Raw genomic sequence first — 26138 nt, forward strand, 5'->3', positions numbered from 1 at the left:
CCCTTGCGGTTGTCCGGCACAGATGTGCGGGATGCCAGGCTCGTGACAGTGCATGATCATGTCAATACGGCGGGTGCAGGCGTGCGGGGCGGCAGGCGAAAGCCGCCGGTGCCCTGTGGGACACCAGCGGCTGACGAGACGTACGAGATGTCTCCGGGACGTACGGGAGCGGCGGGTCAGACCGCCATGTTGTCCGCGAGCTCCTCGCTCAGGTTGGACTCCGTGCCCGGAATGCCCAGGTCCTGGGCGCGCTTGTCGGCCATGGCGAGCAGGCGCCGGATGCGGCCCGCGACGGCGTCCTTCGTCAGCACCGGGTCGGCGAGCGCGCCCAGCTCCTCCAGGGAGGCCTGCTTGTGCTCCATGCGCAGGCGTCCGGCGGCCGCGAGGTGCTCCGGCACCTCGTCGCCGAGGATCTCCAGGGCGCGCTGCACGCGGGCACCCGCCGCGACGGCCGCGCGGGCCGAGCGGCGCAGGTTCGCGTCGTCGAAGTTGGCGAGGCGGTTGGCGGTGGCCCGCACCTCGCGGCGCATCCGCCGCTCCTCCCAGGCGAGCACCGATTCGTGTGCACCCAGACGGGTGAGCAGCGCGCCGATCGCGTCGCCGTCACGGACGACCACGCGGTCCACGCCCCGCACCTCGCGCGCCTTGCTCGCGATCTGCAGCCTGCGCGCGGCGCCGACCAGCGCGAGCGCGGCCTCCGGCCCCGGGCAGGTCACCTCCAGGGAGGAGGACCGGCCGGGCTCGGTCAGCGAGCCGTGCGCGAGGAACGCGCCGCGCCACGCCGCCTCGGCGTCGCAGGTGGCCCCCGAGACCACCTGCGGCGGCAGGCCCCGGATGGGACGGCCGCGGCCGTCGACAAGACCCGTCTGGCGGGCCAGCTGGTCGCCGCCCGCGACGACCCGGACCACGTAGCGCGAACCGCGCCTGAGGCCGCCGGGGGCCATCACGATCAGCTCCGAGCTGTGCCCGAAGATCTCCAGGATGTCCCGCTTGAGCCGCCGTGCGGCCATCGCGGTGTCCAGCTCCGCCTCGATCACGATGCGGCCGCTCACCAGGTGAAGGCCGCCCGCGAACCGCAGGATCGCCGAGACCTCTGCTTTTCTGCAGCAGGTCCGGGTGACGGGGAGCCGGGAGATCTCGTCCTTCACCGCTGCCGTCATCGCCATGGGCCGATCCTTCCATGCATCCGAAAAATACGGTCGTACGCGGCTGCCAGGAGCTCCGGGTCGTGCCTCGGAGTCCCGTCGGGCCGGGCCACCGGCGCCAGCTCGACCGTGGCACCGAGCCGCTTGGCGGCATCGGTCAGTGACTCACGGTCGGGCACGGCGGCCTCGTCGGCCAGCACCACGTCCAGGGCGAGTTTAGGGGCGTGTCGGGCCAAAACCTCCAAATGACGCTGCGGAGAGAACCCTTCGGTTTCTCCCGGTTGCGGCGCGAGGTTGAGCGAGAGCACCTTCCGGGCCTTCGTCTCGGTGAGCGCGTCGAGCAGTTCGGGGACCAGGAGGTGCGGGATCACCGAGGAGAACCACGAGCCCGGACCGAGGACCACCCAGTCCGCGTCGAGGACGGCGGCGACCGCTTCGGGGACCGCCGGCGGGTCGTGCGGCACGACGTGCACGGACTGGACCTCGCCGGGCGTGAGGGCGACCGTGGCCTGCCCGCGCACGGTGTCCACGTCGTCGGGGCGCGCCGGGTCGTGGCCCCTGACCAGGGCCTGGAGCTCCAGCGGCACCGCCGACATGGGCAGCACGCGGCCCTGCGCGCCGAGCAGCCTCCCGACGAGGTCGAGCGCCTGGACGTGGTCGCCGAGCTGCTCCCACAGGGCGACGATCAGCAGATTGCCGACCGCGTGTTCGTGCAGGTCACCCTTGGACTGGAAGCGGTGCTGGATGACGCGGGACCAGGTCTGGCCCCAGTCGTCGTCGCCGCAGAGCGCGGCGAGGGCCTTGCGCAGGTCACCGGGGGGCAGCACGCCCAGCTCGTCGCGGAGCCGGCCGCTGGAGCCGCCGTCGTCGGCGACCGTGACGACGGCGGTGAGGTCACCGGCTCCGGTGATGCGGCGCAGTGCGGCGAGCGAGGCGGACAGGCCCATGCCACCGCCGAGGGCGACCACCTTCGGCTGGGTGCCCCTCTTGCGGCCCAGCCTGCTCAGGCGGACGCTCCGGCGGTTCGGGGTCATTCGCGCCCCATGTCCCGGTGGACGATGACCGTCTCCACGCCCTCGGAGGCCAGACGCGCCGCGAGCTTCTCCGACATGGCGACGGAGCGGTGCTTGCCGCCGGTGCAGCCGACCGCGATCGTCACGTAGCGCTTGCCCTCGCGGCGGTAGCCCGCGGCGATGAGCTGGAGCATCTCCGCGTACCTGTCGAGGAACTCCTTGGCGCCGGGCTGGTTGAAGACGTACGCCGCCACCTCCTCGTTGAGGCCGGTGTACTGGCGCAGCTCGGGGACCCAGTGGGGGTTCGGCAGGAAGCGCATGTCCACGACCAGGTCGGCGTCGACGGGCAGGCCGTACTTGAAGCCGAAGGACATGACGGTGGCCCGCAGCTCGGGCTCCTCCTCGCCCGCGAACGAGGCGTCCATCTTGGCGCGCAGCTCGTGCACGTTCAGGCTGGAGGTGTCGATGACCAGGTCGGCGTCACCGCGCAGCTCGCGCAGCAGGTCGCGCTCGGCCGCGATGCCGTCGACGATGCGGCCGTCGCCCTGCAGCGGGTGCGGGCGGCGGACCGACTCGAAGCGGCGGACCAGGGCCTCGTCGGAGGACTCCAGGAAGACGATGCGCCGGGTGACGTTCTTCGACTCCAGCTCGGCGAGGGACTCGCGGAGGTTGTCGAAGAACCGCCTGCCGCGCACGTCGACGACGACCGCGATGCGGGCGACGTTGCCCTGCGAGCGGGCGCCGAGCTCCACCATCGTGGGGATTAGCGCGGGCGGCAGGTTGTCGACCACGAACCAGCCGAGGTCCTCCAGGCACTTCGCGGCGGTGCTGCGTCCGGCGCCGGACATGCCCGAGATGATCACCAGCTCGGGAATCGCGGCGTCCGGGACGGCCGGCGTCTCCATGGGCGTGCCCGCACTCACTTGCTCTCCACCTTCGTCGTGCTCGGTCATGTCTCCTGCCCCCGTCGTTCTTCCGGGGTGCCCGCGGTCACGGGCTCCCCGCTCCCATTCTCCCCGGGCGCGGCCCCGAGGGGCGGCTCCCGGTCCTCTTCGGCCGCGACGAGCGGCTCGTCGGCGGCCGGCACCTCCTCGGCGGCGGCGAGCGGCTCGTCGTCGTCCAGGATCTCCCCGGTGGTCATGTTGACCGCCGGGGCGGCGGGTGCCGCCTGGGCGAGGGCCACCGCGATGGCCTCGGCCGTCTTGCGGCCCACGCCCGGAACCTCGCAGATCTGGTCGATCGTCGCGGACCGCAGCCGCTTCACCGAACCGAAGTGCTTGATCACCGTCCGTTTGCGGGCGTCGCCGAGACCGCGCACCTCGTCCAGTGGTCCGGCCTTGAAGCGCTTGGCCCGCTTGGTCCGCTGGTAGGTGATCGCGAAGCGGTGGGCCTCGTCACGTACCCGCTGGAGGAGATACAAGCCCTCACTGGTGCGCGGCAGGACGACCGGGTCGTCCTCGTCGGGCACCCAGACCTCCTCCAGGCGCTTGGCGAGACCGCACACCGCGATGTCGTCGATGCCGAGCTCGTCCAGGGCCCGCTTGGCGGCGGCGACCTGCGGCTGGCCGCCGTCGACGACGACGAGCTGCGGCGGGTACGCGAACCGCTTGGGGCGGCCGTCCTCCTCGGTGGGCCCGAGGTCGGCCACCTCACCGGTCTCCTCGTCCACCCACTCCCCGCTCTTCTCCTTCTCCGCGAGATAGCGCTTGAAGCGGCGCGTGATCACCTCGTGCATGGAGCGGACGTCGTCCTGGCCCTCGAAGCCCTTGATCTGGAAGCGGCGGTACTCGCTCTTCCTGGCGAGGCCGTCCTCGAAGACGACCATCGACGCGACGACGTCGTCGCCCTGGAGGTGCGAGATGTCGTAGCACTCGATGCGCAGCGGGACGCTGTCCAGCTCCAGGGCGGCGGCGATCTCCTCCAGGGCGCGCGAGCGCGTGGTGAGGTCGGAGGCGCGCTTGGTCTTGTGCAGGACGAGGGACTGCTGCGCGTTGCGCGCGACGGTCTCCATGAGTGCCTTCTTGTCGCCGCGCTGCGGGATGCGCAGCGAGACGTTGGCGCCGCGGCGCTCGGTCAGCCACTCCTGGACCGGTTCTATGGGGTCGGGCAGGGCGGGGACGAGGACCTCCTTGGGCACGGCGTCGCCGCGCTCCTCCCCGTACAGCTGCTGGAGGGCGTGCTCGACGAGGTCGCCGCTGGTGACCGCCTCTACCTTGTCGGTGACCCAGCCGCGCTGGCCGCGCACACGTCCGCCGCGGACGTGGAAGATCTGCACGGCGGCCTCGAGCTCGTCCTCGGCGAGGGCGATGAGGTCGGCGTCGGTGGCGTCGGCGAGGACGACGGCGCTCTTCGCCATGGCCTTCTTGAGGGCCTCGATGTCGTCGCGCAGGCGGCCCGCCCGCTCGTACTCCATCTCCTCGGCCGCGTCCGCCATCTGCCGCTCCAGACGGCGGATGTACGTGCCCGTGCGGCCCCCCATGAAGTCGCAGAAGTCCTCGGCCAGTTGGCGGTGGTCGTCGGCCGTGATGCGCTCCACGCAGGGCGCCGAGCACTTGCCGATGTACCCGAGCAGGCAGGGGCGGCCGGTGCGGGTGGCGTTCTTGAAGACGCCCGCGGAGCACGTGCGGACCGGGAAGGCGCGCAGGAGCAGGTCGACGGTGTCACGGATCGCCCACGCGTGGCCGTAGGGCCCGAAGTAGCGCACGCCCTTCTTCTTGGCGCCGCGCATCACCTGCACGCGCGGGAACTGCTCGTTCATCGTCACCGCGAGGTACGGATAGCTCTTGTCGTCGCGGTACTTGACGTTGAAGCGGGGGTCGAACTCCTTGATCCAGGTGTACTCCAGCTGGAGCGCCTCGACCTCGTTGGTGACGACCGTCCACTCGACGGACGCGGCCGTCGTCACCATGGAGCGGGTCCGCGGGTGGAGCCCCGTCAGGTCCTGGAAGTAGTTGGCCAGGCGCTGGCGCAGGCTCTTGGCCTTCCCGACGTAGATCACCCGGCGGTGCTCGTCGCGGAATTTGTAGACCCCCGGGGCGTCGGGGATCTGTCCCGGCTTGGGGCGGTAGCTGGAAGGGTCGGCCATGTCGGACAGCCTACTGGCGGCCGCTGACAGTACGGGTCAGCCGCCGGAGGCACCGGTGCGGACGGTGATCACGTCGCCGGGTTCGACGCTGTCGTGGAAGGTGCGGGCGTCGTCCACGCGCAGGCCGATCCAGCCCTTGGTGACGTCCATGTCGCCCGGCGCCTTCTCGTTGTAGGTGAGGGCGACGACGTAGTTGGTCGAGCCGTCGGGGGTGCGCAGTTCGACGACCCAGGGCAGCGTCAGGTCGTACTTGTCGAGTCCCACGTTCCCCGCCGTCAGGCGCTTCTTCGGGTACGTGGCGACGACCGTCATCCGGCCGGTGGGCGTCGGGTGCGCCGCGGTGCCCGCGGAGACCGGCAGCTCCCGGCCGTCGAGCGTCATGCGGTGCCGGGCCAGGTCGACGGTGGCGGCGGGCGCGCGGGCGCTGTCCGTGGCGACGGGGGCCGGTTTCCTGTGCGGCCGGGGGGCGTCGTCCGAGCCGGTGAAAAGTCCGGCGACGACGGTCACGGCCACGGCCGCCGTGGCGAGGGTCACTCCCGCGGCCGCGGCGCGGCGGCGGCGTCCGCGCACCACGGCGCGGCGGCGGATCTCGGCGCCGGGCACGGGCGGCGGCGTCGCGTGGTCGGCCGCCAGGCCGTGGAGCGCGGAGGTCAGGTCATCGGACACGGCCACTCTCCTTCGCGCTCCGCCCGTCACCGTCGTCGTCACGTGCGCCGATCGCGTCCGGTCCGGCGGACAGCTGCGCGGCGAGCGCCGCCCGGCCGCGCGAGAGGCGGGCCTTGACCGTCCCGACGGGCGAGCCGGTCTCGGAGGCTACCTGCTCGACGCTGAGGTCGCACAGATGGTGCAGGACGACGGCGGTGCGCTGCGCCTCGGGGAGGGTGCGCAGCGCCTGCACCAGGGCGGTGCGTTCGGGTCCCGGCCCCGGTACGCGGTCGGCGGGCGGGTTCCTGCGCACCAGGTCGACCCAGCGCCGGGCCCTGCGCCAGCGGCTGACGGCGAGGCGCATGGCGACGGTGCGGATCCAGGCCTCGGGGGCCTCGTCGGCGAGGAAGCTGCGGCGGCGGTCCCAGGCGCGTACGAACGCCTCTTGGACGACGTCCTGCGCCTCGCCGTGATCACCGGTCAGCGCGTACAGCTGACCGACGAGGCGCGGGAAGGCGGCGGCGTAGAACGCGTCGAACTCGTCCTCCGTCATGCCCCGCGCCCCCGTCCGGCCCCGCCGGATCACGTGTTCTGGAATTTCCCGCATCTCGCGTGCAACCCGCCGCCTCCGCCGTGCGTACAGGTCGCGTATATCGAAACACAGCCCAGGGGGACCGATGACCACAGGAATGACGGCGAGGCGCGGCACGCGCGCGTGGGGGGCCGCGGTGCTCTGTTCGCTCGCGCTGGCGGGCTGCTCCGCGCAGGGCGGGGCGGACGAGGGACGGGCGTCCGACGCGAAGCCCGCGGCGGACCGCGCGGCGGCGCGGCAGGAGCCCACGACGAAGCCCGCTCCGGATCCCGCCGCCCTGAAGAACGTGCGGGTCAACGTCGCGGACGGCCGGACCGTCGGCGTAGGCATGCCGATATCGCTCACCTTCGACCGCCCGGTGCCGGAGGCGGAGCGGGCCGCGGTCGAGCGGCGCCTGAAGGTGACGACCGACCCCGGCGTGACGGGGTCGTGGAGCTGGGTGAAGGACCGCAACCTGCACGACGGCCAGCGCGTCGACTACCGGCCGCGCGAGCCGTGGAAGCCGGGCACGAAGGTCACCGTCCGCGCGGGATCGCGGACCACCCGGACGTTCGAGGTGGGCCGTTCACTCGTCGCCACGGTGGACGTGCGGACCCACACCATGAAGGTGGTGAAGGACGGCAGGACGCGCGAGGTGAAGGTGACCGCGGGCGCCCCGGGCATGGACACCTGGAACGGCACGATGGTCGTCCTCGACAAGCAGTCCCGTGTCCTCATGGACTCCCGGACCGTGGGATACGGAAAGGCGTACAAGGACTACTACAACTACGCGGTGCACCTGACCACTTCGGGTACGTACCTGCACGAGAACCCGAACGCCAACGCCACGGCCGGGGAGAGCAACGTCACGCACGGCTGCATAGGCCTGGCCACCGACGGGACCGCGCGGCGCTTCTACGAAGAGGTGATCCCCGGCGACATCGTGCGGGTCGTCGGCTCCAAGGAGACCGTGGCGCCGGGCAACGGCTACGGCGACTGGAACGTGGACTGGAAGCAGTGGCTGGCCGGCAGCGCGCTGAACTGAGAGCGCGGTGGGTTGCGGAGCGGCGGCCGGCGTCCCGGCCGCCGCTCCCCCGGCTCAGCCCCGCTGCCGGGCGCCGCGGCGCCTGACGAGAGCCGCTCCGGAGAGGCCGAGGGCGAGCAGTGCCCCCGCGCCCGCCAGCGACGAGGCGACCGTGACCGGCCCGCCGTCGTCCGTCTTCGGTCCCGGCGCGGGCTCGTCGTAGCCGCCCGCCTTGCCCGACTTCTCATAGGCGGAGCCCGGCAGCTTGTCGGCGTACGCCTTGTGCACGCGCTCGCGGTAGGCGGCGACCGAGGTGCCCTGCGCGCCCACGGCGCGTGTGGCGTCCTTGTCGAGGGGCAGCACGCGCGTGTGTGTGCCGTCCCGGTCGTCCAGGACATACCAGGCGTTGATCTGCGGCTCGTGGAAGACGGTGCCTCCGGGGGCCTTTTCCGCGCCCACGCGCGCGTAGTGGGTCTCGTCGTCGCCGGTGGCGATGTTCACGACCTGCCAGGTGCCGCCCTGCCGGACGGTCCACAGGGACGCCTCCTGGCCGTCGGAGGAGACCGCCTTGCTGGCGAGGAACTCAAGGCGGGCGATGGATGCGCCCTTCTTGCCCGCGACGAAGTCCGGAGAGAGGTAGTACACGGGCACGGTCCTGCCCTCGACGCGCGGGTCGGCCGCGGCCTTGGTGACCGCGCCCTCCCTGGCGAAGAAGCGGGAGAGCGTGTCGAGGTTCTTCGGCGCCTCGGCCGCCCGGTGCGCTGCGGCCCTGGACGCGGCGGACGGCGCGGCGGGGTCGGTGTCGGCGGAGGCGGCGGGGGCGGCGAGACCGAGGAGCAGGGTGGCGGCGCTGCCCGCGAGCGCGGCCCTCACCAGTCGGCCCGGCACGGGGCGGGAAGGGTGACGGGTCATCGCTCTCACGCCCCGATCCGGTAGAGCGAGTGGGTCCAGGAGAAGGTGTTGTTGTCGACGTACCAGGCGTGCGAGGCCCAGTTGTAGCGGTCGCTCGATGGCCAGGGGTCGCCCCAGTAGACCCAGCTGCCGGCGTCGTCGTAGCCGTAGAGGACGTGCATGTGGCCGCCGCCGTTGGACCACTGGATGCGGGTCTCGACCGGGCGGCCGGCGTCGATCTCGGCCTTCACGGTCGGATAGCGCAGCCATCCGGTGACGTACGAGCCGGGGCTGATGCCCGCCCAGCGCAGGCCGCTCTGCACGTTGCCGAGCGTGGCCTGGTTGTTGGGGCACTCGGTGTTCTGGCTGCGCCCGAAGGCGGCGTTGCAGAACTGGTTCTGGCTGTAGTTGCGGCCCATGTAGGTCGCGATGGTGTTGCCGCCCGCCGCCCAGCACCAGTTGGTCTTCTGCTGGGCCTGCATGGTGATGTTCAGCCGCTTGGCGGCGAGAACGGACGGGTCGGCGTTGGCCGTGCGGGCCTCGGGCGCGGCCGACGTGGCGGGGGCGGGGTGGATCGGGGCTGCCGTGGCCGTGGCCACCGGCGCGGCGAACAGGGCCGCCGTGACGACGGCGAGCGCGGAGAGACATCTCTGCCTGCCGGCGCCGCCGCTCCTGCTGTGTGGTGAGCGCATCGCGTTCCTCCCATGCGGGTGGGGTTGGAGGAGCGCGTCCGGACGCTGCGATTGAGCATCAAGTGTTGTCGGGTGCAGGTCAACACGCTTCAATGCGGAATTACTTGGGCCGTGAACGGCGGCGTACGGATGTGAACGCGGGCCGTGCGTCCACCTGGCAGCCCGCCCCCACCGGCGCGAACGCCGGAACGGCAGATGTGAACGTTCACAAGAGGAGCCCGTCTTGCGGCACGGCACACCACTCGCGGCGGAACCCGGGCCCGAGGCGCCCGCGGACCTGGAGGCCGCCCTGCGCACCGGCCCCTTCCACCTCGCGCTGCGCACCGCCATCGCCGCGCGGCGCCTCCCCCTGCAGCGCATACGCCACCATCTGGTCCGGCACGGCGTCAACGTAGGGGTGACGAGCCTCAGTTACTGGCAGCAGGGCGCCCGCAGGCCGCAGCGCCCCGAGTCCCTGCGCGCCGTACGCGCCCTTGAGGAGATCCTCCAGCTCCCGGAGGAGTCACTGATCAGGCTGCTCGTGCGGCCGGCGGAGCGCGCGGACCGGGCCCGGCCCGCCGCCCGCTCGTACCGCTCCCTGGTGGAGGCGTCCGACGTGCTGCGGTCCCTTCTGACCGACCTCGGCTCGCCGGTCGACGGCGGGCTGCACACCATCGGCCACCACGAACGGGTGCGGATCGGCGCGGCACGCGAGCTGCTCGGCCGCGAGTCGCAGCATGTCGTACGCGCCCACCGGGACGGCGTGGACCGCTACGTGGCCATCCACCACGGCGACCCCGGGTGCGCGCCCGACCGCGTCCGGGTGCTCGCCCTGGAGAACTGCCGCACGGGGAGGGTGCGCTGGCACAAGGGCACGGGGGTGCTCGTCGCCGAGCTGCTCTTCGACGCCCGGCTGCGCGCGGGTGACACCCATCTGTTCGGCTACGGCTTCGAGGACGGCACGGCCGGGACCGCCACCGAGTACATGCGCGGCTTCACCTACGCGGGGGGCCAGTACGCACTGCAGATCCGGTACGACGAGAAGGCGCTGCCCGTACGCTGCCACCGTTTCACCCAGCAGTCGGCGGCGGCCCCGCGCGGTGGCCGGCAGGAGCTGACGCTGAGCGGCAGCCACCGGTCGGTGCACGTGGTCGAGCCGCAGGTGCGGGCGGGGATCCTGGGGATCGCGTGGGACTGGGAGTGAGAGCCGAACGGCCGCCCGGGGTCAGGCCTTCTTCGCCGGGCCCGCGATGATCTTGCCGTTCGTGACCTTCACCGGCACCTCGGGGAGCGGCTCGTTGGCCGGCTCGTGCAGCACCTTGCCGTTGGTGGCGTCGAACTCGCTGCCGTGACACTGACAGATCAGCTTGTGCCCCTCCAGGTTCTGGATGGGGCAGCGCGCGTGGGTGCAGATCGTGCTGTACGCCTTGTACTCGTCGTCGGAGATCCGGCTGACGACGACGTTGCTGTCCTTGTACAGCTTGGAGGCGCCCACCTTCACGTCGTCGGCCTTGCCGAGATCCACCGGCGCGGTCGGCGCCGACCGGTTCGCCCCGTCGCCGGACGAGCAGGCGGTGAGACCGAGTCCGACGGCCGGGGCGAGAGCGGCGGCCCGCAGCACGGTGCGACGGGCGGCGTGGGGGGTGCCGGACATGGTGTCTCCACAGGTCAGGAGGGCATCGGTGACGGATCAGACCATACCGGTGCACCGCGCTCCGACCGGGTCGGGCACGACCGTGCCCGAGTCCTGCCCGGTTCCGCGTGCTGCGCCGCGCACGGCCTAGCCTGGGCGCGGCGAGCCCACCCGGACGGTGCCCGAGAGGAATGACCCGTGATTGTCGTCGCAGGAGAGGCCCTGATCGACCTCGTACCGCAGGACGCGGGCGGGGAACCGGACAGCGTGCACCACGCCGGTGCGGGTGGCGGCGCCGGGCTGCCCGCGCTCGCCCCGCGCCTCGGTGGCGGCCCGTACAACACCGCCGTGGCGCTCGGCAGGCTCGGCTCCCCCGTGGCCTTCTGCTCGCGCGTCTCCCGGGACGTGTTCGGCGAGGCACTGCTGTACGGGCTGCGGACGGCCGGCGTCGACGTGACGCCCGTGCAGCGCGGTCCGGAGCCGACGACGCTCGCCGTCGCCTCGATCGGCGCGGACGGCTCGGCGGGCTACTCCTTCTACGTCGAGGGCACGGCCGACCGGCTCTTCGAAGTGCCCGACCGCCTCCCCGACGGGGTGCGGGCGATGTCGTTCGGCACCTGCTCGCTCGTCCTGGAGCCGGGCGCGAGCGCGTACGAGGAACTGATGCGCCGGGCGGCGGCGAACGGTGTCTTCACGGCGCTCGACCCGAACGTACGCGCCGGTCTGATCCCCGACGCGGACGCCTACCGCACGCGCTTCAAGAGCTGGCTGCCGTCGGTGACGCTGCTCAAGCTGTCGCGGGAGGACGCCGACTGGCTCGGCGGCACCCCGCACGAGTGGCTGGCCGCCGGGCCCGCCGCCGTGGTGGTCACGCACGGCGGCGACGGGCTCTCGCTGTACACGCGGGACGGTACGGAGCTGCGCGTGCCCGGCGAGAAGGTCGACGTGGTCGACACGATCGGCGCGGGCGACACCGTCAACGCGGCGCTGCTGCACGGCCTCCGCGCCCGGGACGCGCTGTCGGCGGACGCGCTCGCCGGTCTCGGCGCGGAGGGCTGGACGGACGTGCTGCGGTTCGCGGCACACGCGGCGGCGCTCACGTGTTCCCGGGCGGGCGCGGAGCCTCCGTACGCGGCGGAACTGGCCCGACCGTGACCGCCGCCGGCCGGCAGGTGCGCTGGTCGACCGGTGTGCTGGTGTGCCGTCAGCCGTTGACGACGTGCAGGCCGCCGGGTCTGCGGCCGTTGAGCCGGTCCAGGGCGGCCGCGGTGGCGCTGTCCGCCGGTACGTAGACGATCAGCCGCTGCGGGTCGGCGTCGGGCAGCGCGAGCGTCTCGTATTCGAGGCGGAGCGGGCCCGCGTCGGGGTGGATCATGCGCTGGACGCCGCTGCGGCGGGGCAGTACGGGCGCGCCGGTGAGCCGGTCGGCGAAGGGTGCGCCCGCGTCGACGGTCAACTCGTCGAGGAAGCCCCGCACATGGGAATCGTCGAGCATCGAGTCGGTCTTCAGGTGTCCGACCAGGTCGTCGGCGAGCCGGTCCCACTCGGGGTGGGCGGCGCGGGCCCGCTCGTCGGTGAAGACGTACCGGGCGAGGTTGGGTCGCGCGCCGTCCAGGATGCCGAGGGGTTCCGCGATCCGTCGGTAGCCCGTCGTGCAGGCCAGCACGTCCGCGAGGCGGTTCAGGAGGACGGCGGGCGTCGGCTCCATGCTGTCCAGGATGGCGCGCACGGTGGGCCTGACCGACGCGGCCGGGGCGACTGCGGCCGGGCAGCACGGGTCCTTGCCGCTCTCCTTCTCCAGGCGGCGCAGGTGGACGCGTTCCTCGACGCGCAGGCGGAGCGCGTCGGCGAGCGCGCCGAGCACCTGGGCGGAGGGGTGGCGGTCCCTGCCCTGTTCGAGCCGGGTGAGGTACTCGACGCTGATGCCGGCGAGGGCGGCGACCTCGGAGCGGCGCAGGCCGGGAGTGCGGCGGCGGGGGCCGGTGGGCAGGCCGGCCTCGGTGGGCGTGACGGCTTCCCGTCGCGCCCGCAGGAAGGCACCCAGCTCGTTCTCGCTCACGGCTTCTTCTCGCTCACGGCTTCTTCTCGCTCACGGTGCGAACGTACCAACGGCAGGGCCGCGGATCGTGGCCCTGTCACTACCAGCCTCGGCTCGGCCTCCCTCGCGGCCGGAGCGCGGCGCAAGGTGGGGCCATGACTGTTGAAGCGACCAACGCCTCGTCCGCCTCCGCCTCTGCACCCGCCCCCGCGCTGCCGTTGGCCGCCGGGGTCTGGGAGATCGAGCCCCTGCACTCCGCCGTCAACTTCTCCGTCCGCCACCTCGGCATCTCCAAGGTGCGCGGCCGATTCGCCGACGTGCGGGCGGAGTTGGTGGTGGGTGAGCGTGCCGAGGACTCCTCGGTGACGGCCACCATCGCCCTCGCCTCGATCGACACGGGGAACAAGGACCGGGACGCGCACGTGGTGTCCTCCGATCTGCTCGACGTCGAGAAACGGCCCACGATGACGTTCCGTTCGACGCGGATCGCGGGCGCGGACGAGGAGTGGGTGATGGAAGGCGAGCTGACCATCGGCGACGTGACCAGGCCGGTGACGCTGGCCGTGGAGTTCGGCGGTGTCGAGGGCTTCCCCGGCCGGGAGCGCAGGCACGCGGGGTTCGAGGCGTCGGGCGAGATCCGCCGCGGCGACTTCGGGCTCGACTTCGCCCCGGGGCTGCTCGGCGACGTCGTGAAGATCCAGCTGGACATGCAGTTCCTGGAGCCGGTCGCGGAACGCTGAACGCGGCGGTGTCCCTGCGCTCAACGCCCGTTGAACGCCCCGTGCCGCCCCGCCCCCGCCGCGAACCGTGCCGCTCCTTGTGCCGCCTCCGCCAGGGAGTGCAGGCCATGGGCCAGCTCGCCCGCCATCGCCTCCTCTTCGGGCAGGCCGCTCTGTTCGAGCAGGGAGAGCCGGTCGTGCCGCATGCAGGTCTGCGGGAACGCGGCGATCTCGGCGGCCAGGCGCTCGGCCGCGGCGCGTGAGGTGCCCGTGGGCACGGTCCGGTTGACCAGACCCATGCCCAGCGCCTCCGCGGCGCCCACCGGGCGGCCGGTCAGGATCAGGTCCATGGCGCGCCCCTCGCCGATCAGCCGGGGCAGCCGCACCGTCCCGCCGTCGATGAGCGGGACGCCCCAGCGGCGGCAGAACACCCCGAGGACGGCGTCCTCCTCGGCGACGCGCAGGTCGCACCAGAGGGCGAGTTCGAGGCCGCCCGCGACGGCGTGGCCGGCGATCGCCGCGATCACCGGTTTCGTCAGACGCATCCGGGTGGGGCCCATGGGGCCGTCCCCGTCCTCGGTGACCTCGTTGCCGTCGGGCGTGCCGATCGCCTTGAGGTCCGCGCCCGCGCAGAACGTGCCGCCCTCGCCCCACAGCACGGCGACGGAGGCGCGCGGGTCGGCGTCGAAGTCGCGGAAGGCGTCGGCGAGGGCGCGGGCCGTGGGCCCGTCGACGGCGTTCCGCGCGGTGGGGCGGGACAGCACGACGGTGGTGACGGGGCCTGCGCGTTCGCTGCGTACGGGCATGGGGCAAGCCGACCATGACAACGGGGCGCCGGACAAGACGTCTTCGGGCCGCCGCTCCCCCGCGCACGACGACGCGCCCCGCCCCTGGTGAGGGGCGGGGCGCGTCGGTCGGGAATCCCGGTCGGGTCCCCCATGCGCGGCGCCGGTCAGGCCTTGCGGGCCCGCGCGGTCTTCTTCGCGGCCGTCTTCTTGGCGGGGGCGGCCTTCTTGGTGACGGTCTTCTTGGCGGAGCCTGCCGTGGCCGCCTTGGAGGCGGCAGGCTTCTTCGTGGCCGCGCTCGTCCGCGCCGTGGCCGTCTTCTTGGCCGTGGCGCTCGCCGCCACCACCTTCTTGGCGGCCGACTTCTTCGCGGCGCTCTTCTTCGCGGGAGTCTTCTTCGCCGCGCTACGCCCCTGCGAGGGCACCGCGTCGCTGATCCGGTCCGCCGCGATGATGTCCCGCAGGAACTTGCCGGTGTGGCTGGCCGGGACGCCCGCGACCTCCTCGGGCGTGCCTTCGGCGACGACCAGACCGCCGCCGTTGCCACCCTCGGGACCCATGTCGACGACCCAGTCGGCCGTCTTGATCACATCGAGGTTGTGCTCGATGACGATGACCGTGTTGCCCTTGTCGACCAGGCCGGAGAGGACCGTGATCAGCTTGCTGATGTCCTCGAAGTGCAGACCGGTGGTCGGCTCGTCCAGGACGTACACGGTCCGGCCCGTCGACCGCTTCTGGAGTTCGGAGGCCAGCTTCACGCGCTGGGCCTCGCCTCCGGAGAGCGTGGGCGCCGACTGCCCGAGGCGTACGTACCCGAGGCCGACGTCGTGGAGCGTCTTCAGGTGCCGGGCGATGGCGGGCACGGCCTCGAAGAAGTCGAGCGCCTCCTCGATCGGCATGTCGAGGACCTCGGCGATGGACTTGCCCTTGTAGTGCACGTCCAGCGTCTCGCGGTTGTAGCGCGCGCCGTGGCAGACCTCGCACGGCACGTACACGTCCGGGAGGAAGTTCATCTCGATCTTGATCGTGCCGTCGCCGGAGCAGTTCTCGCAGCGGCCGCCCTTGACGTTGAAGGAGAAGCGGCCGGGCAGATAGCCCCGGACCTTCGCCTCCGTGGTCTCCGCGAAGAGCCTGCGGACGTGGTCGAAGACGCCCGTGTACGTCGCCGGGTTCGACCGCGGGGTGCGGCCGATGGGCGACTGGTCGACGTGCACGACCTTGTCGACCTGGTCGTCACCGTCCACGCGCGTGTGGCGGCCCGGGACGGACCGGGCGCCGTTCAGCTCGCGGGCCAGGTGCGTGTACAGGATGTCGTTCACGAGCGTCGACTTGCCGGAGCCCGAGACGCCCGTGACGGCGGTGAGGACGCCGAGCGGGAAGGAGACGTCGATGTCCTGGAGGTTGTTCTCGCGGGCGCCGTGCACCGTGAGCTGCCGGGACGGGTCGGCCGGGCGGCGCACGTCCGGCACCGGGATGGCCTTCTTGCCCGACAGGTACTGGCCGGTGATCGACTTGTCGTTGGCGAGCAGCTCCTTCATGGAGCCGCTGTGCACGACCTTGCCGCCGTGCTCGCCCGCGCCGGGGCCGATGTCGACGACCCAGTCGGCGACCTTGATCGTGTCCTCGTCGTGCTCGACGACGATGAGGGTGTTGCCCATGTCGCGCAGGCGGACGAGGGTCTCGATCAGGCGGTGGTTGTCGCGCTGGTGGAGACCGATCGACGGCTCGTCCAGGACGTACAGGACACCGACCAGGCCGGAGCCGATCTGGGTGGCCAGGCGGATGCGCTGGGCCTCGCCTCCGGAGAGGGTGCCCGCGGCGCGGTTCAGCGAGAGGTAGTCCAGGCCGACGTCGACCAGGAACCGCAGGCGTTCGTTGACCTCCTTGAGGACGCGCTCGGCGATCTTCTTGTCGCGGGCGCCCAGCCGCAGTTCGGCGAGGAAGTCCGCGCAGTCGCTGATGGACATCGCGGAGACCTCGGCGATGGACTTCCCCATGACCGTGACGGCCAGGACGATCGGCTTGAGGCGCGTGCCCTCACAGGTGGGGCAGGGCACCTCGCGCATGTACCCCTCGAACCGCTCGCGGCTCGCGTCGCTCTCGGCCTCGCTGTGGCGGCGCTTGACGAAGGGGACGGCACCTTCGAAGGCGGTGGTGTAGACCCGCTCGCGGCCGTACCGGTTGCGGTAGCGGACCTCGATCTGCGTCTTGTGGCCGTTGAGGAGGGCCTTCTTGGCGCGCTGCGGGAGTCCGGCCCACGGCATGTCGGTGGAGAAGCCGAGGGCGTCGGCGAGGGCTCCGACGAGCCGGCCGAAGTACTCCTTGGTGTGGCCGTGCGACCAGGGGTGGATGGCGCCCTCGTCGAGGGACTTGTCCTCGTCCGGGACGATCAGCTCGGGGTCGACCTCCATGCGCGTGCCGATGCCGGTGCAGTCCGGGCAGGCGCCGAAGGGCGAGTTGAAGGAGAAGGAGCGGGGCTCCAGCTCTTCGAAGGACAGGTCGTCGTACGGGCAGTAGAGGTGCTCCGAGTACATCCGCTCGCGCTCGGGGTCGTCCTCGGGGAGGTCGACGAAGTCGAGCACGACCATGCCGCCGGAGAGGCCGAGGGCCGTCTCCACGGAGTCGGTCAGGCGGCGCTTGGCGGAGTCCTTCACCGTGAGGCGGTCGACGACGACCTCGATGGTGTGCTTCTCCTGCTTCTTGAGCGTGGGCGGCTCGGAGAGCTGGATCGTCTGTCCGTCGACCCGCGCGCGGGAGTACCCCTTCGTCTGGAGGTCGGCGAAGAGGTCGACGAACTCGCCCTTGCGCTCGCGCACCAGCGGGGACAGGACCTGGAAGCGGCTGCCCTCGGGCAGCTCGAGGACCTTGTCGACGATGGCCTGCGGCGACTGCCGGGAGATCGGGCGACCGCACTCGGGACAGTGCGGCTTGCCGATGCGCGCGAAGAGCAGGCGCAGGTAGTCGTACACCTCGGTGATCGTGCCGACCGTGGAGCGCGGGTTGCGCGACGTCGACTTCTGGTCGATGGAGACCGCGGGCGAGAGGCCCTCGATGAAGTCGACGTCCGGCTTGTCCATCTGACCGAGGAACTGGCGGGCGTACGAGGAGAGGGACTCCACGTACCGCCGCTGGCCCTCGGCGAAGATCGTGTCGAACGCGAGCGAGGACTTGCCCGACCCGGAGAGTCCGGTGAAAACGATGAGTGAGTCGCGCGGGAGGTCGAGCGAGACGTTCTTGAGATTGTGCTCGCGCGCGCCACGGACGATGAGACGGTCGGCCACGCCGGGTCCGCACCTTTCTTGAGAGAGAGACAGGGGGCAGAACCCCCGTCGTTCACAGACTAGGGCGAGCCACTGACAACGCCGGGCCGCTTCCCTGGTTCCACATGCACAACAAACCCGGACCTTCAAGAATGCCCGATGCCGCCATCGACCATATAGCACGCGTATTCGATTTGCGGCCGCCCCGAGAGCCCTTCACCCGAACGTGTGGCGCAGCTATTGTCGACCGCATGATTGATCATGTGCGCGACCTGGCGTCTGTACGTGACGCGACCGACCGGCTGCTCAGCGCAGCGGCGAAACTGAACAACGATTCGACTGCCGAGCCGTCACGGCTCCCCTGCTGGAGCCGCGGCCACGTCCTCGCCCACATCGCGCGGAACGCGGACGCGCTGGTGAACGTCCTCGCCGGGCGGCCGATGTACGAGAGCGCGCAGGCCAGGGACGCGGACATCGAGCGGGACGCCCCTCGGCCGCTGGACGCGCAACTGGCGGACGTGCGCGAGAGCGGCGCCCGCTTCCTGGCGGAGGGCGAGCGGGACGCCGACTGGTCCCGCACGGTGGAGCTCCGCAACGGCGTCACGGATACGGCGGCGCGGGTGCCCTTCCGGCGCTGGGTCGAGGTCGAGCTGCACCACGTCGACCTCGGCATCGGGTACGAGCTGGAGGACCTGCCCGTGGACTTCGTGCAGCGGGAGATCGCCTTCCTGACGGCACGCTTCTCGGGGAACCCCGACGTCCCGCCCGTCCGGATCACGGACGGCACGCACGCGTGGAGCACCGGTAGGGCGGGCAGCCCCGAAGTCACCGTCTCCGGGGCCGCGCCCGACGTGGTCGGCTGGCTCGCGGGCCGCCGCGACGGCACCGCACTCACGGCCGAAGGGGGCCTCCTGCCCGCCCTGCCCCCGCTATAGGCTGGCGGACATGACGTACAGCGGAGCGGTGAAGGTCGGCGGACCCGCGGATGTGCACGAGCTGCCGGACCTGATGATTTCGAAGGTCGCGGTCGGGCCGATGGACAACAACGCCTACCTGTTGCGCTGCCGGGCCACCGGCGAGCAGCTGCTGATCGACGCGGCGAACGACGCCGAGACGCTGCTGACGCTGATCGGTGACGACGGCATCGCGTCCGTCGTCACCACGCATCAGCACGGCGACCACTGGCAGGCCCTCGCGGCCGTCGTCGGGGCCACCCGGGCGCGGACGTACGCGGGTCGCGAGGACGCCACGGGCATCCCCGTCCCGACGGACGTCCTGGTCGACGACGGCGACACGATCACGGTCGGCCGCGTCACGCTGACCGCGCGGCACCTGGTGGGCCACACCCCGGGTTCGATCGCGCTGGTCTACGACGACCCGCACGGCCACCCGCACGTGTTCACCGGCGACTGCCTCTTCCCGGGCGGCGTCGGCAACACGTGGAAGGACCCGAAGGCCTTCGCGAGCCTCATCGACGACGTGGAGACGAAGATCTTCGGGGCGCTGCCGGACGAGACGTGGGTCTACCCCGGCCACGGCGGCGACACGACGCTCGGCGCCGAGCGGCCGCACCTCGCCGAGTGGCGCGCGCGGGGCTGGTGATCCGGAGGGGTACGCGTCACGCCCCGGCGGCCACCAGCGCCGCCACCCGCTCCACCGCGAACGCGTACCCCTGCACACCGCATCCGGCGATGACGCCGTCGGCGCGCTGCGAGACGTAGCTGTGGTGCCGGAACGCCTCGCGCTGGTGGATGTTGGAGATGTGCACCTCCACCACCGGCAAGCCATCACAGGTGTTGAGGGCGTCCAGGATCGCGACGGACGTGTGGGAGTACGCCGCGGGGTTGATGACGATGCCCGCGTGGTGCTCGCGCGCCTCCTGGATCCAGTCGACCAGCTCGCCCTCGTGGTTGCTCTGCCGCAGGTCCACGGTCCCGCCGTGCGCTGCGGCGGCCTTGGCGCAGAGGACCTCGACGTCGGCGAGGGTGTCCGTGCCGTAGATCTCGGGCTGGCGCCGACCGAGGAGGTTCAGGTTCGGGCCGTTCAGGATCATGATCGGGGCGGTGGCGAGGCTGCGCGTCATAGGGGAGGTCTATCACGCACTCCACGCACGGGAACACACTCCCCAGCGACGCGAGTTGGTCGCGATGCGTTACTGGGGGTCACCGTGGGTAGTTGACGCGGCATGCACCGAACCGCACCACCCTCACTGCCGCGTCTCGCGGCCGCCTCGCTCGCCGGGACCGCCATCGAGTTCTACGACTTCTTCATCTACGGGACAGCGGCCGCTCTGGTCCTGGGGCCGCTGTTCTTCCCCACGTTCTCGCCGCTCGCGGGAACTCTCGCCGCGTTCGCGACCTTCGGAGTGGGGTTCGTCGCGCGCCCGCTGGGGTCCGTCCTCTTCGGGCACATCGGTGACCGGCACGGACGGCGGCCCGTCCTCATCGCGTCGCTGCTCCTGACCGGCGTCGCCACGGTCGCCGTCGGCTGCGTGCCCACGTACGAGTCGATCGGGATCGCCGCTCCCGTGCTGCTCCTCGTCCTTCGGTTCCTGCAGGGGCTCGGGCTCGGGGGCGAGTGGGGCGGTGCCGTGCTGCTGACCGCGGAGCACGCGCCGGCCGAGCGGCGCGGGCTGTGGGCGAGCTTCCCGCAGGTCGGCCCCTCGGTCGGGTTCCTGCTGGCCAACGGCATCATGCTGGGTCTGTCCGCGACGCTCAGCGAGGCGCAGTTCGCGGCCTGGGGGTGGCGGGTGCCGTTCTGGATCGCGGGGCTGCTCGTGGCGGTGGGCCTCGCGCTGCGCAGCTCGCTCGCCGAGAGCCCGGACTTCCTGGGGCTGCGCGAGCACGCGCGCGTGCCGCTCGCCGAAGTGGTGCGCGACCACTGGCGTCTCGTGCTGCTCACGGCGGGCGCACTGGCGGTCGGGTACGCGGTGTTCTACGCCGTGACGACGTGGTCGCTCTCGTACGGAGTGGAGGAACTCGGCGTCAGCCGCACCGTCATGCTCGGCTGCATCATGGCCGTGGTGGTGGTGAAGGGCGCCCTGACGCCGGTGGTCGCCGTGCTCGGGGACCGTTACGGACGGCGTCCGCTGTGCCTGTTCGGGTGCGCCGCGACGGCCCTGTGGATGTTCCCGATGATCGCGCTGCTCTCGACCGGGCAGCCGCTGCTGATGTTCACCGGGTTCCTGGTGGCGATGCTCGCGTTCATCGCGATGTTCGCGGTGATCGGCGCGTATCTGCCGGAGCTTTACGAGCCCCGGATGCGGTGCACGGGCGCCGCGGTCGGCTACAACCTCGGCGGGGTGGTGGGCGGTGCGCTCACCCCGATCGTGGCGACGGCGGCGGCGCAGGGCGGAGGGACGCCGTGGGGTGTGGCCGCGTATCTGACGGGCATCGCGCTGCTGAGCCTCGGCTGCTTCGCGCTGCTGCCGGAGACCCGTCCGGTAGCGGCCCCCGACCCGGCCGCCGCTACGGGGTGACGGCGAGTTCCAGGAACGCCGCGAACAGCACCAGGTGGACACCGCCCTGCAGCGGCGTGGCGCGTCCGGGCACGACCGTGAGCGTGCCGACGATGACGGTGAGCGCGAGCAGCACCATGTGGGTGGAGCTCAGCCCCAGCACGAGCGGTCCCGACAGCCACACGGAGGCGACGGCGACGGCCGGGATGGTCAGCCCGATGCTGGCCATCGCCGAGCCGAGGGCGAGGTTCAGGCTGGTCTGGACGCGGTCGCGGCGGGCGGCGCGCACGGCCGCGATGGTCTCCGGAAGCAGTACGAGCAGCGCGATGATCACGCCGACGACGGCGTGCGGCATGCCGGCGCTCTCCACGCCCGACTCGATCGTCGGGGACACGCCCTTGGCCAGGCCGACCACTCCGACCAGCGCGAGCCCGAGCAGCCCCAGGCTCAGCAGTGCCGCTTTGGAGGAAGGACCCTTGGCGTGGCCGTCGGTGTCGATGACCTCGCCCTCTTCGGTCAGGGGCAGGAAGTACTCGCGGTGCCGCACGGTCTGGGTGGTCACGAAGAGGCCGTAGAGGACGATCGAGGCGATCGCGGCGAAGGTGAGCTGGGCGGTGGAGAACTCGGGGCCCTGCTTGGTGGTGGTGAACGTCGGCAGGACCAGGCAGAGCGTGGCCAGCGTCGCGACGGTGGCGAGGGCGGCGCCGGTGCCCTCGGGGTTGAAGACGGCGACGCGGTGGCGGAGCGCGCCCACCAGGAGGCAGAGTCCGACGATGCCGTTGCAGGTGATCATCACGGCGGCGAAGACGGTGTCCCGCGCGAGGGTGGAGCTCTTGTCGCCGCCGTCGGCCATGAGGGTGACGATCAGCGCCACCTCGATGATGGTGACGGCGACCGCGAGGACGAGTGAGCCGAAGGGCTCGCCGACGCGGTGCGCGATGACCTCGGCGTGGTGGACGGCGGCGAGCACCGCCCCGGCGAGGACCAGTGTCACCACGGCGACCACCACGCCGGGCAGGTCCCGCCCCCAGGTGAGGGCGAGGAGAACGATGGCGAGGACGGGCACCACGGCCGTCCACTGCGTGCCGAGCGCCCGGAGCCGAGTGACCATGACTCGATGCTGCCCCGGGCGCTCTGGTGCCGCTACTCGGTCCCTCCCGCCCGCTGCCGGGCGGGAGGGGTGCCGTCAGGCCTCGACGCTGTCCTTGCGGGCGTCGTCCCCGGCCTCGGCGGCGGCCTGCTGCTCCTGCTTCTTGGAGGCGATGAGGCTGGTGATCGTGGTGATCACCAGGACGCCGCAGATGACGCCGAGCGAGACGGGGATGGAGATCTCGGGGACGTGCACCCCGTTCTCGTGCAGGGCGTGCAGGACGAGCTTCACGCCGATGAAGCCGAGGATCACCGACAGGCCGTAGCTGAGGTGGACCAGCTTCCTGAGGAGTCCGCCGATGAGGAAGTACAGCTGGCGGAGGCCCATCAGGGCGAAGGCGTTGGCGGTGAAGACGATGTACGGGTCCTGGGTGAGGCCGAAGATCGCCGGGATGGAGTCCATCGCGAAGAGCACGTCGGTGGTGCCGATGGCGAGCATGACGACCATGAGCGGCGTCATGATCTTCTTGCCGTTCTTCTTGACGAACAGCTTCGTGCCCTCGTACCGGTCCGAGACGCCGAACTTCTTCTCGATGGACTTCAGGAGACGGTTCTCCTCCCAGTCCTCTTCCTCCTCGTCGGCGCGGGCCTCCTGGATGAGCTTCCAGGCGGTGTAGATGAGGAACGCGCCGAAGATGTAGAAGACCCACGAGAAGTTGGCGATCACCGCGGCGCCGGCGGCGATGAAGATCGCTCGCAGGACCAGCGCTATCAGCACGCCGAACAGCAGCACGCGCTGCTGCAGGTGGGAGGGGACCGAGAACTTCGCCATGATCAGGATGAAGACGAAGAGGTTGTCCACGGAGAGGGACTTCTCGGTGATGAAGCCGGCGAAGAACTCGCCGGACGCCTGGCTCTCGCCCGCGACGAGCAGGCCGAGTCCGAAGAGCGCCGCGAGGACGATCCAGACGATCGTCCAGATTCCGGCTTCCTTGATCGACACGTCATGGGGCTTGCGCCCGATGAAGAAGTCGACCGCGATCAGGGCACACAGACCGAGAACGGTCGTCACCCACAGGGTCATTGAAACGTCCACTGCGCCTCCGGCGTCGTACGGCTACTGATCAGCGTCGTCGCTGCCGGAGGTCTCTTCCACCCGAGGCGGTTGCCGCCATGTGTCGGGCCGACGCCCCGGGACCGATGGCGGTCCGTATTGACGGGTACGTCGCAGCCGGGAGTACTCCCCTCCGCAGGTAGAAGCGTACGCGAAACACCAAGCATTGGTAAAGGAGACGGCAAACGAAAACCAAAAGGCCTGGTCAGGGAGGTACAAAAGTCGCTTTGACGTCAACGCCCGCCATTGCGCCTGGCCACCGCGATCCGGTCGAGGAGCTGCCGCAGGATCTGGCTGTTCGCCGGGATCACCGGCGGGTCGTACGTCCAGGTGTGCCCGACCCAGGGGTCGGCGAGGTGGTCGTCGGGCACCGGCGTCAGCCGCAGCAGCGCACGCCACAGCGGGTCGAGCAGCGGGCCGTACGCGGCGGCGTCCTCGCGGTCGGCGACCATCATGAGGTGGACGCCGACGGCCGGTCCCTCGTCCGCGAGGTAGCGCAGCTGCGTCACCGCCCGGTCGTCGAAGCCGTGCGGGAAGTCGTTGACGATCAGGAGCTGCTCGGCGATGTCCAGGTCCGGCGGCAGCGCGTCGGCGGCGCCCCCGCGGACGGCCATCTGGACCAGGTCCACGCGCTGGGTGAGCCCGCCGAGGACGTCCGCGACGCCCGCCGCCCCGGTGGCCGGGGGCCCGGCGAGCACACCGGCCTCCACGAGCGGGGCGAGCGAGGACGCGGCGGCGCCCGCCGCGTCGATGACGTGCACCTGGAACTCGCCCGCCGGATAGGCCGCGAGGAGCCGCGCGGCGTGCGCGACGGCGGTGTCCATGGCCAGCCTGCGCAGCTCGGCGGCGTCGGTGAAGGAGTTGGTGAGGGCCTTGCCGCTGTCGATCCACAGGCCGCGCTCCAGGGGCAGCCGGACGAGCATCGGGATGCGCAGGTCGACGCGCTCGGGCAGGTGGAGGTCGCCGAGGCGCAGCGCCATCGGGATCTCCATCGGAGCGCGGTAGGCGTGCCAGGCCGGGCTGCTCCACGACGCGTACGCCGGGGGCAGGGCGGGCTCGACGACCTCGGCCTCGGCGGCGAGCTGGGCGAGGTCGCGGTCGAGGGCGGCCCTGGCGCGGGCGACGAGGTCGGCGTGTTTGGCGCGGGCACTCTCGCGTGCGGCGTCACCCGCGCCGCCGATGCGGCTGCGCGGGTCGGAGAGGACCTTGTCGAGCTCCTGCTCCATGCGGGAGTCGGCGAAGTCGACGGCGCTGCGGTACGCCGCCGTGGTGCGGGCCAGATCCTCGAACATGCCCCACACCTGGTTGTAGAGCCGCTCCTCCATGGACCAGCCGGTGGCGTCGCCCGCGACCGGTTGGGCGGGTTCCCCGGGGCGGGCCGGTGGTGCGGTGGGCGCTGGTGGCGGGGGCGCGGTGGTCTGGCGGCGCGGGTGCGCGTAGTCGACGGGGCCGCCGCTCGGCCGGTCGGCGGGGGCGAGCGGGGCGTCGTCGCCCGGCTGCCGCGCGGGGCGTCCTGGTGCGGCGTCGGGGTGGCTCTCGGGCGGCGGGGCGGGGTGGCCTTCCTGACCCTGGGACGCGGTGCGCACGCGGGTGCCCTCGGCGGGGCGGGGCGGCGGGGCGGCCACGGAGCGGGCCAGGCCCCGGGCGACCGCTTCGTTGATGGCGGCTGCCAGCTCGCGGGCCTCGGGCAGGCCCTGGTCGGTGAGCATGTCGGCGAGGCCGCCCGCGTACCCCTGGCCGACGGCGCGGACCTTCCAGGCGCCCTGGCGGCGGTAGAGCTCCAGGGCGACGACGGCGGACTCGGCGTCCAGGTCGGTGATGGTGTAGCTGGCGATCTCGGTGCCGTCGAGTCCGGTGACCGCGATGAAGGGTGCGGCGAGGGCGCGGAACGTGGCCGGACCCTCGACGCCGACGGGCAGCGCGAGCAGGACGCTGACGCGGTGCACGGTGTCGTGGAGGGCGCCGAGGTCGACGGCGAGGCGGTGGTCGGCGGCCGCCTGCTTGGACACCTCGAGGCCCGGCAGGGTGGGCGAGCCGGGGTGGGCCACCCACTCCACGCCGTGGACCCGGCCCCGGTCGTCGCCGAGTGTGGCGCCCGCGACGACGGGCCGGCCCGCCGACACGCGGATCTCCATACGGGTCCCGGGAAGCGGGTGGTTCTGCCCCCGCACCAGCTCGGCCGTCATCGCGTTCGTTCCCCCTTGTACGTACGGATGGTGCTTGTGGCGCTCTACAGGTGCGGCAGGATCGACGGCATCAGGTCCTGGAAGGTGCGGCCGTTGGCCGGAGTGCCGATGGCCGTCATCTGCCAGCCCGCGCCCGCCCGGTGGACCTTCGCCATGATCTGCGCGGTGTACTGGCCGCCGCCGTCCAGGGTGTAGCGCGCGAGCTCCTGGCCGTTGGTCTCGTCGACCAGGCGGCAGAACGCGTTCTGCACCTCCTGGAAGGTCTGGCCGGTGAACGAGTTCACCGTGAAGACGATCTGGTCGATGTGGACGGGGATCCGCTGGAGGTCGACGAGGATCGCCTCGTCGTCCCCGCCCGCGCCGACGCCGCCCACGAGGTTGTCGCCGGTGTGCCGCACGGAGCCGTCGTCGCTCACCAGGTGGCGGAAGAACACGACGTCCACCGGCTGCTTGTCGGCGAACAGCACCGCCGAGGCGTCCAGATCGACCTCACGGGTCCGCGAGCCGAACAGACCGCGGCGCGGAGCCGCCTGCCACCCCAGTCCCATGCGCACCGCGGTCAGGGCGCCCCCGTCGTCCTTCTGCAGGCTGATGGCCTGACCCTTGGTCATGTTGACCGTCACGCGCTGTCCCCTCTCGAACTGCCTGGGCAACCGCCTCTTGCGGTTGCCCAGCACCTTATGCACTCCGACCTGCGAAGCAGCAGTCCGGGCCGTACTTTGTGGCGGCTTTGCAACAGACCGGGCAGTACGCCGTTTCCCGGGCCCCAGACGTGTTCCCGAGGCCCTGCCGTCACAGCATCGGGCCGGGCT

At 71.8% G+C, this 26138-nt stretch carries 24 protein-coding genes; 7 read left to right on the forward strand and 17 right to left on the reverse strand.

All coding sequences use genetic code 11. The features are described 5' to 3' along the window. Window positions 1-176: 176 nt before the first annotated feature. Genes whiA through DEJ47_RS08650 form a run of 6 tightly spaced genes read right to left on the reverse strand, consistent with a single transcriptional unit; the run spans window position 177 to window position 6441 of the window. Window positions 177-1166 carry a DNA-binding protein WhiA gene (whiA, locus tag DEJ47_RS08625; protein WP_150166515.1) on the reverse strand — a complete coding sequence of 330 codons (990 nt, stop codon included), beginning with the start codon at window positions 1164-1166 and terminating at the stop codon, window positions 177-179. Continuing rightward, a complete protein-coding gene (locus DEJ47_RS08630; protein ID WP_150166518.1) occupies window positions 1157-2179 on the reverse strand; it encodes a uridine diphosphate-N-acetylglucosamine-binding protein YvcK in 1023 nt (340 codons plus the stop codon). The genes whiA and DEJ47_RS08630 overlap by 10 nt, the downstream gene beginning before the upstream one ends. Then, window positions 2176-3111 (reverse strand): RNase adapter RapZ, encoded by a 936-nt coding sequence (gene rapZ / locus DEJ47_RS08635; RefSeq protein WP_150166520.1) that lies wholly within the window; start codon window positions 3109-3111, stop codon window positions 2176-2178. Before rapZ ends, DEJ47_RS08630 begins: the two co-directional genes overlap by 4 nt. Next, entirely contained in the window at window positions 3108-5243 is a 2136-nt protein-coding gene (gene uvrC / locus DEJ47_RS08640; protein ID WP_150166521.1) for an excinuclease ABC subunit UvrC, read from the reverse strand. The genes rapZ and uvrC overlap by 4 nt, the downstream gene beginning before the upstream one ends. A gap of 36 nt (window positions 5244-5279) precedes the next feature. Then, window positions 5280-5909 (reverse strand): L,D-transpeptidase, encoded by a 630-nt coding sequence (locus DEJ47_RS08645; RefSeq protein ID WP_150166523.1) that lies wholly within the window; start codon window positions 5907-5909, stop codon window positions 5280-5282. Beyond that, on the reverse strand, window positions 5899-6441 hold the full coding sequence (locus tag DEJ47_RS08650; RefSeq protein WP_150166525.1) for a SigE family RNA polymerase sigma factor: 543 nt from the start codon (window positions 6439-6441) through the stop codon (window positions 5899-5901). The genes DEJ47_RS08645 and DEJ47_RS08650 overlap by 11 nt, the downstream gene beginning before the upstream one ends. Before the next feature lie 124 nt (window positions 6442-6565). Here DEJ47_RS08650 and DEJ47_RS08655 point away from each other — a divergent pair, with 124 nt between their 5' ends. Further along, on the forward strand, window positions 6566-7504 hold the full coding sequence (locus DEJ47_RS08655; RefSeq protein WP_223828279.1) for a L,D-transpeptidase: 939 nt from the start codon (window positions 6566-6568) through the stop codon (window positions 7502-7504). Between the two features lie 54 nt (window positions 7505-7558). Here DEJ47_RS08655 and DEJ47_RS08660 read toward each other — a convergent pair whose 3' ends face one another. Both DEJ47_RS08660 and DEJ47_RS08665 read right to left on the reverse strand, forming a co-directional pair. After that, on the reverse strand, window positions 7559-8395 hold the full coding sequence (locus DEJ47_RS08660; protein ID WP_150166528.1) for a hypothetical protein: 837 nt from the start codon (window positions 8393-8395) through the stop codon (window positions 7559-7561). A gap of 5 nt (window positions 8396-8400) precedes the next feature. Next, window positions 8401-9066: a papain-like cysteine protease family protein gene (locus DEJ47_RS08665; RefSeq protein WP_150166530.1), complete on the reverse strand. Its 666-nt coding sequence runs from the start codon at window positions 9064-9066 to the stop codon at window positions 8401-8403. 223 nt (window positions 9067-9289) lie between these two features. Between DEJ47_RS08665 and DEJ47_RS08670 the strand changes: the two genes are divergently transcribed. After that, window positions 9290-10249 (forward strand): hypothetical protein, encoded by a 960-nt coding sequence (locus DEJ47_RS08670; RefSeq protein ID WP_150166531.1) that lies wholly within the window; start codon window positions 9290-9292, stop codon window positions 10247-10249. Window positions 10250-10270: 21 nt separating this feature from the next. Here the strand turns inward: DEJ47_RS08670 and DEJ47_RS08675 are convergent, their stop codons facing one another. After that, window positions 10271-10699 carry a Rieske (2Fe-2S) protein gene (locus DEJ47_RS08675; protein WP_150166533.1) on the reverse strand — a complete coding sequence of 143 codons (429 nt, stop codon included), beginning with the start codon at window positions 10697-10699 and terminating at the stop codon, window positions 10271-10273. 177 nt (window positions 10700-10876) lie between these two features. Here DEJ47_RS08675 and DEJ47_RS08680 point away from each other — a divergent pair, with 177 nt between their 5' ends. Continuing rightward, on the forward strand, window positions 10877-11833 hold the full coding sequence (locus DEJ47_RS08680; protein WP_150166535.1) for a carbohydrate kinase family protein: 957 nt from the start codon (window positions 10877-10879) through the stop codon (window positions 11831-11833). Between the two features lie 49 nt (window positions 11834-11882). On the opposite strand, the gene DEJ47_RS08685 is transcribed toward DEJ47_RS08680, so the two are convergent. Continuing rightward, the gene (locus DEJ47_RS08685; protein ID WP_150166537.1) at window positions 11883-12737 is read right to left on the reverse strand and encodes a helix-turn-helix domain-containing protein; all 855 of its coding nucleotides are present in this window, start codon (window positions 12735-12737) and stop codon (window positions 11883-11885) included. A gap of 134 nt (window positions 12738-12871) precedes the next feature. On the opposite strand from DEJ47_RS08685, the gene DEJ47_RS08690 reads away from it, so the two are divergent. Further along, the gene (locus DEJ47_RS08690) at window positions 12872-13456 is read left to right on the forward strand and encodes a YceI family protein (protein ID WP_150166539.1); all 585 of its coding nucleotides are present in this window, start codon (window positions 12872-12874) and stop codon (window positions 13454-13456) included. 20 nt (window positions 13457-13476) lie between these two features. Here DEJ47_RS08690 and DEJ47_RS08695 read toward each other — a convergent pair whose 3' ends face one another. Then, on the reverse strand, window positions 13477-14241 hold the full coding sequence (locus tag DEJ47_RS08695; protein ID WP_150166540.1) for a crotonase/enoyl-CoA hydratase family protein: 765 nt from the start codon (window positions 14239-14241) through the stop codon (window positions 13477-13479). Window positions 14242-14387: 146 nt separating this feature from the next. After that, complete coding sequence (uvrA, locus tag DEJ47_RS08700; RefSeq protein ID WP_150166542.1) at window positions 14388-17501, reverse strand: excinuclease ABC subunit UvrA; 3114 nt, start codon at window positions 17499-17501, stop codon at window positions 14388-14390. A 230-nt stretch (window positions 17502-17731) separates the two neighbouring features. Between uvrA and DEJ47_RS08705 the strand changes: the two genes are divergently transcribed. Both DEJ47_RS08705 and DEJ47_RS08710 read left to right on the forward strand, forming a co-directional pair. After that, window positions 17732-18415 (forward strand): maleylpyruvate isomerase family mycothiol-dependent enzyme, encoded by a 684-nt coding sequence (locus DEJ47_RS08705; protein WP_150166544.1) that lies wholly within the window; start codon window positions 17732-17734, stop codon window positions 18413-18415. Window positions 18416-18425: 10 nt separating this feature from the next. Beyond that, the gene (locus tag DEJ47_RS08710; protein WP_150166546.1) at window positions 18426-19082 is read left to right on the forward strand and encodes an MBL fold metallo-hydrolase; all 657 of its coding nucleotides are present in this window, start codon (window positions 18426-18428) and stop codon (window positions 19080-19082) included. A gap of 16 nt (window positions 19083-19098) precedes the next feature. Here the strand turns inward: DEJ47_RS08710 and aroQ are convergent, their stop codons facing one another. Further along, on the reverse strand, window positions 19099-19563 hold the full coding sequence (gene aroQ / locus DEJ47_RS08715; RefSeq protein ID WP_150166548.1) for a type II 3-dehydroquinate dehydratase: 465 nt from the start codon (window positions 19561-19563) through the stop codon (window positions 19099-19101). A gap of 102 nt (window positions 19564-19665) precedes the next feature. Here aroQ and DEJ47_RS08720 point away from each other — a divergent pair, with 102 nt between their 5' ends. Then, complete coding sequence (locus tag DEJ47_RS08720; RefSeq protein ID WP_190415336.1) at window positions 19666-20958, forward strand: MFS transporter; 1293 nt, start codon at window positions 19666-19668, stop codon at window positions 20956-20958. Here DEJ47_RS08720 and DEJ47_RS08725 read toward each other — a convergent pair. The 4 genes from DEJ47_RS08725 to DEJ47_RS08740 form a co-directional block, all read right to left on the reverse strand. Beyond that, window positions 20948-22048: a calcium:proton antiporter gene (locus DEJ47_RS08725; protein ID WP_150166550.1), complete on the reverse strand. Its 1101-nt coding sequence runs from the start codon at window positions 22046-22048 to the stop codon at window positions 20948-20950. The genes DEJ47_RS08720 and DEJ47_RS08725 overlap by 11 nt on opposite strands. A 75-nt stretch (window positions 22049-22123) precedes the next feature. After that, window positions 22124-23122: a TerC family protein gene (locus tag DEJ47_RS08730; protein ID WP_150166553.1), complete on the reverse strand. Its 999-nt coding sequence runs from the start codon at window positions 23120-23122 to the stop codon at window positions 22124-22126. A gap of 251 nt (window positions 23123-23373) precedes the next feature. Continuing rightward, window positions 23374-25326 (reverse strand): TerD family protein, encoded by a 1953-nt coding sequence (locus tag DEJ47_RS08735; RefSeq protein WP_150166555.1) that lies wholly within the window; start codon window positions 25324-25326, stop codon window positions 23374-23376. 44 nt (window positions 25327-25370) lie between these two features. Next, window positions 25371-25949: a TerD family protein gene (locus DEJ47_RS08740; RefSeq protein WP_150166557.1), complete on the reverse strand. Its 579-nt coding sequence runs from the start codon at window positions 25947-25949 to the stop codon at window positions 25371-25373. Window positions 25950-26138 lie beyond the last annotated feature (189 nt).

The organism is Streptomyces venezuelae (genome assembly GCF_008642355.1).
Classification (GTDB): Bacteria; Actinomycetota; Actinomycetes; order Streptomycetales; family Streptomycetaceae; genus Streptomyces; species Streptomyces venezuelae_B.

What these genes read in the sequence shown, in the direction of transcription:
- DEJ47_RS08725 (WP_150166550.1), bottom strand. Translation starts at nt 22,048, where the DNA reads ATGGTCACTCGGCTCCGGGCGCTCGGCACGCAGTGGACGGCCGTGGTG.
- aroQ (WP_150166548.1), bottom strand. Translation starts at nt 19,563, where the DNA reads ATGACGCGCAGCCTCGCCACCGCCCCGATCATGATCCTGAACGGCCCG.
- whiA (WP_150166515.1), bottom strand. Translation starts at nt 1,166, where the DNA reads ATGGCGATGACGGCAGCGGTGAAGGACGAGATCTCCCGGCTCCCCGTC.
- DEJ47_RS08655 (WP_223828279.1), top strand. Translation starts at nt 6,566, where the DNA reads ATGACCACAGGAATGACGGCGAGGCGCGGCACGCGCGCGTGGGGGGCC.
- uvrC (WP_150166521.1), bottom strand. Translation starts at nt 5,243, where the DNA reads ATGGCCGACCCTTCCAGCTACCGCCCCAAGCCGGGACAGATCCCCGAC.
- DEJ47_RS08705 (WP_150166544.1), top strand. Translation starts at nt 17,732, where the DNA reads ATGATTGATCATGTGCGCGACCTGGCGTCTGTACGTGACGCGACCGAC.
- DEJ47_RS08695 (WP_150166540.1), bottom strand. Translation starts at nt 14,241, where the DNA reads ATGCCCGTACGCAGCGAACGCGCAGGCCCCGTCACCACCGTCGTGCTG.
- DEJ47_RS08735 (WP_150166555.1), bottom strand. Translation starts at nt 25,326, where the DNA reads ATGACGGCCGAGCTGGTGCGGGGGCAGAACCACCCGCTTCCCGGGACC.
- DEJ47_RS08660 (WP_150166528.1), bottom strand. Translation starts at nt 8,395, where the DNA reads ATGACCCGTCACCCTTCCCGCCCCGTGCCGGGCCGACTGGTGAGGGCC.
- DEJ47_RS08720 (WP_190415336.1), top strand. Translation starts at nt 19,666, where the DNA reads ATGCACCGAACCGCACCACCCTCACTGCCGCGTCTCGCGGCCGCCTCG.
- DEJ47_RS08690 (WP_150166539.1), top strand. Translation starts at nt 12,872, where the DNA reads ATGACTGTTGAAGCGACCAACGCCTCGTCCGCCTCCGCCTCTGCACCC.
- DEJ47_RS08650 (WP_150166525.1), bottom strand. Translation starts at nt 6,441, where the DNA reads ATGACGGAGGACGAGTTCGACGCGTTCTACGCCGCCGCCTTCCCGCGC.
- DEJ47_RS08710 (WP_150166546.1), top strand. Translation starts at nt 18,426, where the DNA reads ATGACGTACAGCGGAGCGGTGAAGGTCGGCGGACCCGCGGATGTGCAC.
- DEJ47_RS08665 (WP_150166530.1), bottom strand. Translation starts at nt 9,066, where the DNA reads ATGCGCTCACCACACAGCAGGAGCGGCGGCGCCGGCAGGCAGAGATGT.
- DEJ47_RS08630 (WP_150166518.1), bottom strand. Translation starts at nt 2,179, where the DNA reads ATGACCCCGAACCGCCGGAGCGTCCGCCTGAGCAGGCTGGGCCGCAAG.
- rapZ (WP_150166520.1), bottom strand. Translation starts at nt 3,111, where the DNA reads ATGACCGAGCACGACGAAGGTGGAGAGCAAGTGAGTGCGGGCACGCCC.
- DEJ47_RS08675 (WP_150166533.1), bottom strand. Translation starts at nt 10,699, where the DNA reads ATGTCCGGCACCCCCCACGCCGCCCGTCGCACCGTGCTGCGGGCCGCC.